The organism is Pontibacterium sp., from assembly GCF_964228735.1.
Lineage (GTDB): Bacteria > Pseudomonadota > Gammaproteobacteria > Pseudomonadales > Balneatricaceae > Pontibacterium.
Genome location: NZ_CAXRBQ010000129.1, coordinates 1 through 6,785, shown reverse-complemented (window position 1 = coordinate 6,785; position 6,785 = coordinate 1). Strand labels below are relative to the sequence as shown.

General features: G+C 54.4%; 6 protein-coding genes. 5 read left to right on the top strand and 1 reads right to left on the bottom strand.

The window, feature by feature from the left end; translation table 11 throughout:
• Positions 1-246: 246 nt before the first annotated feature.
• Complete coding sequence (locus ACEQ15_RS14800) at positions 247-2,124, bottom strand: methanol/ethanol family PQQ-dependent dehydrogenase (protein ID WP_370279990.1); 1,878 nt, start codon at positions 2,122-2,124, stop codon at positions 247-249.
• Between the two features lie 393 nt (positions 2,125-2,517).
• On the opposite strand from ACEQ15_RS14800, the gene pedF reads away from it, so the two are divergent.
• From pedF to ACEQ15_RS14775, 5 genes are all read left to right on the top strand, one after another.
• A complete protein-coding gene (gene pedF / locus ACEQ15_RS14795; RefSeq protein WP_370279989.1) occupies positions 2,518-2,961 on the top strand; it encodes a cytochrome c-550 PedF in 444 nt (147 codons plus the stop codon).
• Positions 2,948-3,859, top strand: a complete 912-nt coding sequence (locus tag ACEQ15_RS14790) for a substrate-binding periplasmic protein (RefSeq protein ID WP_370279988.1) — start codon at positions 2,948-2,950, stop codon at positions 3,857-3,859. The genes pedF and ACEQ15_RS14790 overlap by 14 nt, the downstream gene beginning before the upstream one ends.
• A 43-nt stretch (positions 3,860-3,902) precedes the next feature.
• Entirely contained in the window at positions 3,903-4,664 is a 762-nt protein-coding gene (locus ACEQ15_RS14785; RefSeq protein ID WP_370279987.1) for a quinoprotein dehydrogenase-associated SoxYZ-like carrier, read from the top strand.
• Positions 4,665-4,673: 9 nt separating this feature from the next.
• The gene (locus ACEQ15_RS14780; RefSeq protein WP_370279986.1) at positions 4,674-5,600 is read left to right on the top strand and encodes a quinoprotein relay system zinc metallohydrolase 1; all 927 of its coding nucleotides are present in this window, start codon (positions 4,674-4,676) and stop codon (positions 5,598-5,600) included.
• Positions 5,601-6,060: 460 nt separating this feature from the next.
• A partial coding sequence (locus ACEQ15_RS14775; protein WP_370279985.1) for a PQQ-binding-like beta-propeller repeat protein occupies positions 6,061-6,785 on the top strand: 725 nt, incomplete at its 3' end.

The following is a 6,785-nucleotide window of genomic DNA, read 5'->3' as shown; positions in this document are numbered from 1 at the left end:
GGTGCCCTGCTGGTACGCAGTGATGAGGATGGGGAAAAGCTGAAAGCCAATGGCCTGATGAACACGTTGGTGGGTGTTTGCTAACCTTGGAAGTCTTTTAATTAGATCCGTAGGTTAGTCATCGCAGGCGATGCCTAACATGTTGGGCACCGCTATGCGGTGGCCAACCTACGCCAAACCTGTAGCAGCGGTCTCCGACCGCGACAAGATAATCATCAACTTGCTCGCCGGTGGGCTTAGCGTGTCTTAGTTTTTAGCGACGGATTTGTCCCAGCTAGGCAGTTTGAATACCCAGAAAGAACCACCCTGAGGAACTGGCTTGGTCAGATCAGCCATATCGCCACCCCACAGAGGTACCGCGCCGCCGTAACCTGTGGTCACGCCCACGTACTGCTCGCCATCCATCTCCCAGGTGATCGGTGGGGAGATGATGCCGGTACCGGTCTGGAACTTCCAAAGCTCCTTACCTGTCTTGTCGTCGAACGCTTTCAGGTAACCGTCACCGGTACCGGTGAAGATCAGGCCGCCTTTGGTTGCCAGGACGCCCGCCCACAGCGGCAATTTTTCTTTGTGTTCCCAAACCAGTTCGCCGGTTTTCGGATCCATTGCACGCAGGATGCCTACATGGTCGTCGAACATCTTCTTGATGCGGAAGCCCATGCCCAAGTACGCACTACCTTTGGTGTACTGTACCTGCTCGGTCCAGTAATCCTCTTTCCAGTGGTTGCCTGGAATGTAGAACAGGCCGGTATCCTGGCTGTATGCCATCGGGTTCCAGTTTTTACCGCCCAGGAACGGCGGGGATACTTCGATGGACGCACCACGTTTCTCGCCAGCAGCCGGTTTAGGTGGACGCTGGCCTTCCACTTCCATTGGACGGCCGGTTTTAGGATCGATACCGGTCGCCCAGGTGATGTTGTCTACGAACGGGAAGCCGCGAACGAAATCACCGTTTTCACGGTCAACAACGTAGAAGAAACCGTTACGGTCGGCGTGACCGGTTGCTTTAACGATCTTGCCGTCTTTCTCTTTGTATTCGAACAGCACCAGTTCGTTGTTACCGGAGAAGTCCCAGGCGTCGTTCGGGGTGTGCTGGTAGAACCATTTCACTTCGCCGGTGGTTGGGTCTACACCCACCTGGCCGGAGGTGTACAGGCTGTCGAAGTCTTTCGGATCGCCACCTTCAGCGGTACGCGCCCAGCCGTTCCAGGGTGCCGGGTTACCCGCACCGATGATGATGGTGTTGGTTTCCGCATCGAAGCTCGCGCTCTGCCAAGGCGCACCACCGCCGTGGCTCCAGGCTTCAACTTTACCGGTTGGGGAGTTTGGATCGTCCGGCCAGGATGGAGCGGCTGGATCGCCGGTTGGGGTGCTTTTTTCACCGTTCAGGCGGCCGTAGTGACCTTCAACAAACGGACGCATCCAGATCTCTTTCCCGGTGTCCGGATCACGGGCGAACAGTTTGCCGACTACACCAAACTCATCACCGGATGAACCGTGGATCAGCAGGGCCTTGCCGGTCTTCTGGTCTTTAACGATCGTTGGCGCGCCGGTCATGGTGTAGCCTTCACGGTGATCGCCGAATTTCTTCTTCCAAACGACCTTACCGGTCTCTTTGTCCAGTGCCACGATTGCAGCGTCCAGCGTACCGAAGAAGATCTTGTCGCCGTAGATTGCCGCACCGCGGTTTACCACGTCACAACAGGGGCGAATGTCTTCCGGCAGACGGGCAGCGTAAGACCACTTGCGCTCGCCGGTGCGTGCGTCAATCGCGAATACCCGGGAGTATGAGCCGGTCACGTAGATAGTGCCTTCATGCACCAGGGCCTGGCTTTCCTGACCACGCTGCTTCTCGTCACCAAACGAGAAGGACCAGGCTGGAGTCAGTTTGTGGATGTTGTCCTTGTTAATCTGTGTCAGCGGGCTGTAGCGCTGCGCTTTAGGGCCAATACCGTAACCCAGTACGTCCTCTGGAGTGTTGGCATCGTTGGCGATGTCGTCCCAGGTTACATGGCTGTTTGCGTGCGCGGCTGTGGCGCCCAATCCCAGTGTCACACTCAGTACGGCTGCCTTGATGCCTGCGGCCAGTGGATGGCGCGCCGCTTTCTTTATTGTTGTTGTCATTAGGTTTCCACCTTGCGGTTAGGTTGAAGGGAGTGCCGGGCGGGCCCGGATCTACGTATCAAATTGTGTGACGCAAGAGGAATCTGTCTCAACGGAAGAAAACCCGCTGAGGCGGGGAAAATGCCATGGCTTGAGCTGGTGGATTTCCCGGTTGCTGACGGGCAAATTTCCCGCTCATCTGGGAGTTGTATATCGCTCGTCCATGAGTAGTAGAAGTGGGTTTTAGCCGGTATTTGGACCGTCAACTTAGTACCAAGGTACTAGTTTTTGAAAGCCAAAGTACAGTACAGGCCAAGAGTCGCCTGAGCCTATCATTTTAGTCATTCTGAGCGGCAACCGGGTGAAGGATATAGCGCTGCTCAAGCAGAATTATAAGAAAGCAGGTGACTGAAAATGGCAAAACAGAAAGTGCTGGGTGTAGCTGCGGCTGCGATGACATGTTTGATGCTGTCGGGGCAGGTAATGGCGCACGGGGATGTAACTCCGCAGGCAGTTGAAACAGGCAGTCTGACCGTTCTGGGTGAAGAGTGGTTGGATGAAAACCCGTACCGCGGTACGGATAACAAAGATTACGCAGAAGCTGTACGTATCGGTGATTCCGCGTACAACCAGAACTGTGCGCGTTGCCACGGTTTGGAAGCGATCTCTGGTGGTATCGCGCCGGATCTGCGAGAGCTGGAATCGGATTTCGACGGTGATGAGTGGTTTGTATACCGTGTGCGTAACGGTGCCGTGCGTGACGGCGCAGTTTACATGCCGCGTATGGCCGATCACCTGAGTCAGGAAGCGCTCTGGGCGATCCGTACTTACATCGAGTCTCGTCGTGATCAGATGTAAAATTGTTGCAGCTTTGCTGCTCACCTGCCTGGCGTTCGCCGGGCAGGTTCACGCACGTTATTACGATGATGTGATCTCGTCGGGTTACATCGCGATTGGTCTGTATAAAAACTTCCCCCCTTACTCTTTCAAGCAGAATGGCCAGCCAGCGGGTGTTGATGTCGAGATCGGCAAGCGTATCGCGGCAAAGCTGGGTGTTGAGTTCCGTCCTCACTGGATCACGCCAGACGAAAATCTGGAAGATGATCTGCGCAACAATGTCTGGAAAGGGCACTACCTCGATAAAGACGAAGAACAACCGCTGGCGATGAAGAAACTCGCCGATGTGATGATGCGGGTACCGTATGACCGTGAGTTTGCTTTCCGTCGCGAATCAACCGGTGAGATGGCCCACGAACAGGTGGTGATGTTTGGTCCTTATCAGCGGGAGAGTTGGCGCATCGCGTTCGACGGCCGCAAGCTGGACGAAGTCTCAACTGTGGCCGTATTCCAGTACCATCCGATTGGTGTCGAGATCGACAGCCTGCCAGCCTTTTACCTGACCGCTGCATTTGGTGGACGGATGCGTGATAACGCACGCCACTTTATGAATGTGGGGGAGGCGTTTGAAGCGATGCAGAACGGCAAGGTCGATGCGGTGATGGGTATGCGCGCCGAGATCGACTGGCAGCTGTTTAAAGCCAAAAATCCCAACTATCGCATCGGTGAGAATGGTTTCCCGATGATGGGTAAACAGAAGTGGGATCTGGGTATGGCGATCAAGAGCACCTACCGCCAGCTGGGCTATGCGGTGGAAGAGGTGGTCGATCGTATGATCCGTAACGGTGAGATGGCGAAGGTTTACGAGCAGTATGGCCTGACATACGAACTTCCTGGGCTTTATCAGGAGGTGCAGTAAAGCCCGCACAACTGATCGATAAAGAGCGAAAGGATGAAGGCGCGTGAAAATAACAACAATACTCACCCTATGCCTGAGTTTTATGCTGTCGGCCGGATTACAGGCCAACTCTCAAGCGGACCCACTGAACTCGGTGATGTGGGACTACAACCGACAGATCTTCCTCGGCAATAACGCTGAGTACGTGTTTGATGATCGTATCAAAGTGGGTGTGCCCCAGTTTGCCGAAGACCCAACCCAGGTACCGGTAGATATCGATGCCACCGCGTTGACCGGCGAGATCGTGCGGATCGTCAGTTGGGCGGATATGAATCCGATCCAGCACATCTTCACCTATTATCCCCATCCTGATGTGCTGCCCAAGGTATCGATGCGTATCAAGGTGCAGCAGGCAACGCCGGTACGCGCCGCAGTGCTAACCAAAGATGGTGTCTGGCATATCGGCAGCAGCTGGCTGGAAGCAGCCGGTGGTGGATGCACTACACCCAGTGTAGGCAATGCTGATCCGTACTGGGAAAGCCACTTGGGTGAAACCAAAAGCCGTGTGTTTAAAGGTGCCCAGTCCAGTCGCTACAAATTCCGTGTGATCCACCCGATGGACACCGGGCTGGTGGGTTCAATCCCCGAGTTCTTTATCCAGCAGGTTGAGCTACGTGACAAGTCCGGTCGCGCATTGGCGCGGATGGAATTATCCCCACCGGTGAGTGAGAACCCAGTGATTACCTTTGATCTGCGTACAACCGATGCAAAGCATCATCTCTGGCTGCGGGATAACAACGGTAACGAGTTTGAGAAAGCGCTCTAGGAGGTCATGATGCTAAACAAGACGATTGGAGCGTTCATAAGTGTTGTTCTCCTTGTATGGGGTGGGCAGGTGTTGGCGCTGGAGTACCAGCTGCAACCCAAACAGATTGCACCTAATACCTACCTGTTGCAGGGCAAGATGCAGGACTTCAGCCGTGAAAATGGCGGCAATATCATGAATACCGCATTTGTGGTGACCTCGGAGGGCGTGGTGGTATTTGATACCGGCCCATCCCGGCGTTATGGCGAAGCGATGCGTAATGCGATCGCCCAAGTGACGGATCAACCAGTGGCGCATGTGTTCAACAGCCATCAGCACCCGGATCATTTCCTCGGCAACCAGGCATTTGCCGATGTTGATATCTGGGCCTTACCCAAAACCGGTGAACAGATCGCGCAACATGGCAACGCCTACGCCGAAAACATGTACCGCATGGTGGGTGACTGGATGCGGGCCACAGAGTTGCAGTTGCCAACCAAACCACTGGAGCAGGACCTGATGCAGGTGGGGGATCACCGCTTTCGCTTCTATTCGTTTACTGGCCATACCGGTGCAGATCTGGTGATGGTGGATGAAACCACGGGGGTGATGTTTGCCGCGGATATGGTGTTCTTCCAGCGCATGCTGACCACGCCGCATACGCCGGGTATTGGAACGTGGGCTAAAGAACTGCGCGAACTTGCCGCTATCCCCTTTAAGCTGATGGTGCCAGGGCACGGTCCGGTGGTGCACGACACACGGGCGGTGGAGCAGATGCTATCCTACCTGGACTGGTTGGATCGCACCCTGACCGAAAGCGCGGCACAAGGTAAAAGTATGCACGAGGTGATGCAGAGTAAATTGCCCGCATCGCTGGCGGCGATCAATCTGAGCCGGGAAGAGTTTGTGCGCAGTGTGGTGCACCTCTATCCGGACTATGAGGAGGCCGCATTTTGATATTTGGGGTATTTTGACAGGCAGATGGCGCGTCTGAGTAAGAGGCGGTTTTCACATTATGTGAAGATAAACCCTTGAAACTAGTCATCATTATCCCATTTAGTGATTTAGGTAAACGAACTGCCGGGTTCGCTGTCATAAATGATATAGCTTCGGCGGTGGCCGCAACCTCCATGGTGTGCAGGCCCCAATAGACATGTGAAAGCATGTTGTTGTTTTTTCGCCCGCTCTGCGGGCTTTTTATTGCCTGGCGTTTGTGAAATCCCGCCCCTAGCGCCTCGTCTCCATCCCGCTAAATTACTGTTGATTGGCAAGGTAGTAGTACCAAGGGACTATAAATCTAGTCCCGCTGTTGAATTGTTGATCAGGCGGTAAAAACCAAAAATTCATCCAAGTGTTGGGAAAATTTCCCGGCCCTCCTGAACGCCCAAATAAAAACGAATCCGTAAAGGAGAGAGCGATGAGTAAGTTTGCCGCAGGCAAAGGCTTTGCTGTCACAGCCCTGGTAGCCGCGATGTCATTTTCTGGCATGGCTACTGCCGGTGTAACCGATAAAGATATTCTGAACGACCAGGCCACGACGGGTGACGTGGTCTCCAACGGCCTTGGCCTACGTGGCCAGCGCTATAGCCCGCTGAAAGCAGTAAACACCGACACGGTTAAAGACCTGAAAGCGGTTTGGTCTTTCTCCTTTGGTGGTGAGAAACAGCGTGGTCAGGAATCCCAGCCGATGGTTAAGGATGGCGTTATGTACGTCACCGGTTCCTACTCCCGTGTATTCGCAATCGATGTGAAAACCGGGGATGAACTGTGGCAGTACGATGCCCGTCTGCCAGACGGCATTATGCCGTGCTGTGACGTAATCAACCGTGGTGTTGCCCTGTACGGCGATCTGGTGATCTTCGGTACCCTGGATGCCAAGCTGGTAGCCCTGAACAAAGACACCGGTAAGGTGAAGTGGAAGAAGAAAGTCGGCGACTACAAAGCGGGCTACTCTCTGACTGCAGCGCCGATTGTTGTTAAAGGTAAGGTCATCACCGGTGTGTCCGGTGGTGAATTCGGGATCGTGGGTAAGGTTGAAGCCTACGATGCGAAAACCGGTAAGCTGGCCTGGACCCGTCCGACCGTTGAAGGTCACATGGGTTACATCTGGAAAGATGGTAAGAAAACCGAAAACGGTATCTC